Source organism: Caballeronia arvi (genome assembly GCF_001544695.2).
In the GTDB taxonomy this organism is placed as follows: domain Bacteria; phylum Pseudomonadota; class Gammaproteobacteria; order Burkholderiales; family Burkholderiaceae; genus Caballeronia; species Caballeronia arvi.
Genome location: NZ_FCOM02000214.1, coordinates 1 through 1,579 on the forward strand (window position 1 = coordinate 1; position 1,579 = coordinate 1,579).

General features: G+C 60.1%; 2 protein-coding genes. Both read left to right on the plus strand.

Annotation, left to right across the window (positions count from 1 at the left end):
• Positions 1–223 precede the first annotated feature (223 nt).
• Positions 224–568 (plus strand): hypothetical protein, encoded by a 345-nt coding sequence (locus AWB74_RS44410; protein ID WP_061152783.1) that lies wholly within the window; start codon positions 224–226, stop codon positions 566–568.
• A gap of 35 nt (positions 569–603) precedes the next feature.
• On the plus strand, positions 604–1,575 hold the full coding sequence (locus AWB74_RS44415; RefSeq protein WP_061152784.1) for an SOS response-associated peptidase family protein: 972 nt from the start codon (positions 604–606) through the stop codon (positions 1,573–1,575).
• Positions 1,576–1,579 lie beyond the last annotated feature (4 nt).

The window sequence follows — 1,579 nt, forward strand, 5'->3', positions numbered from 1 at the left end:
AGATTGGCTGGACGGTCGGGACGAAGTTCGTCGAAGATTTCAATTGCTGGCGGGTCGACGATAGCCTGCGGCATCGCCAATACTGTCCCGGGTGCGACGGTTCGTGCGTGGGCACAGGAACGCGCTGCAGCGAGCGAAGTTAACTCCGGCGTTATTGAAAAGTCCTGCGCTCGTCCGCACGTGCTGTTGTTGGCGGGTAGGTTGGGAATAAGTAGGGAGAGAAATGAGCAAACCAGATATTGACGAACTGGCCGGCGCACGAGCCGATCTGTTGTGCTTCCTGGTGGCGACGGTGGCGGCCTCCTATGCGCTGACGCAGGAGTGGCGAGTGGATCACGTCGTCGAGAGTTGCCGAATCTGGCTCAAGCGTAGCCTCGTTGAGATGCACTGGCTCGAACGTGTTCGCATCGGCCAACTGGCGTTCAAGATCGCTCGCCGCGATCTGAAGGAAGCCGGGATCGCGGTTCGCCAATCGGACGTGCAGGCCCTCTTCACCGGCGACATGGGGTTGAACCATGCGAGCACCGTGGTCCAGAAGATGATGCGGCTCTGCCGCGAAGCGCTGTGACGACGGCCAACCTACGAAACGGGAGGCGATGACCTATGTGTTACTCGGCGCAGATCCAGGCGGATTATCGACGCTACGTGAAGATGTTCGGCGCGCAGATGGACATCCGGGAGTTCGCGCGTCTGTTCTGGGAGCGTGCCGAGCGTAGCAAGGCGAAGATTCCGAAGGCGATGGAAGACGCGTTCGTCGATCCACAAAATGACGCGCAGATTGACGATGAACGGCAGATCAAGGCATTCATCGATCGTTACAACGCAGAGCAGGCGACGAGTCTGGAGCAGGAGCTCTTCACGCAGCGCACTCGCCTCGCCGACGCAGAGCGTACCTTGCAGAGCAAGGTCACGAAGGCGGCCACGGAGAGCAAGCGCATTGCCAGCGACAAGATCGATGCGGCACTGCGCCGTCTCGAAGACCTCAAGCGCACCGAAGGGCAGCCGAGAGATTCACGCATCTTCCCCGGTCACTACGCACCCGTGCTCGTTGTTGAAAACGGAGAGTACGTCGTAAAGCCCATGCGCTATCAGTGCCGCATTGCAGGGAAGCCCGCGAACTACGATACGCGCTTCCCTGGCACGTACAACTGTCGCGTCGATAGTTTAGGGGGCTTCTGGCGGCCGCTCTTTGGCTACTCCCACGGCATCATGATCGTGAATCGCTTTTACGAGAATGTGAGCCGGGCGCGCATGGAAGGGCGGCCACTGGCCGCCGGTGAGAAGGACGAGAATGTCGTCCTTGAGTTCAATCCGGACTCGGGTGGCGAGATGCTGGTCGCCTGTCTGTGGTCGCGCTGGACGGCGAAGGATCAGCCGGATCTGCTTTCGTTCGCGGCGATTACCGACGAGCCGCCAGCCGAAGTCGCCGAGGCCGGTCACGATAGATGCATCGTGCCGATCAAGCCGGAGAACGTGGAAGCATGGCTGAATCCGAATCCGTCAAACCTCGATGCGCTGTACGCCATCCTGAACGACCGCGATCGCTTTTATTACGAGCATCGGCTCGCCGCGTAATCCG

Coding starts and splice junctions, on each gene's coding strand:
- AWB74_RS44410 (WP_061152783.1), top strand. CDS start 224: ATGAGCAAACCAGATATTGACGAACTGGCCGGCGCACGAGCCGATCTG.
- AWB74_RS44415 (WP_061152784.1), top strand. CDS start 604: ATGTGTTACTCGGCGCAGATCCAGGCGGATTATCGACGCTACGTGAAG.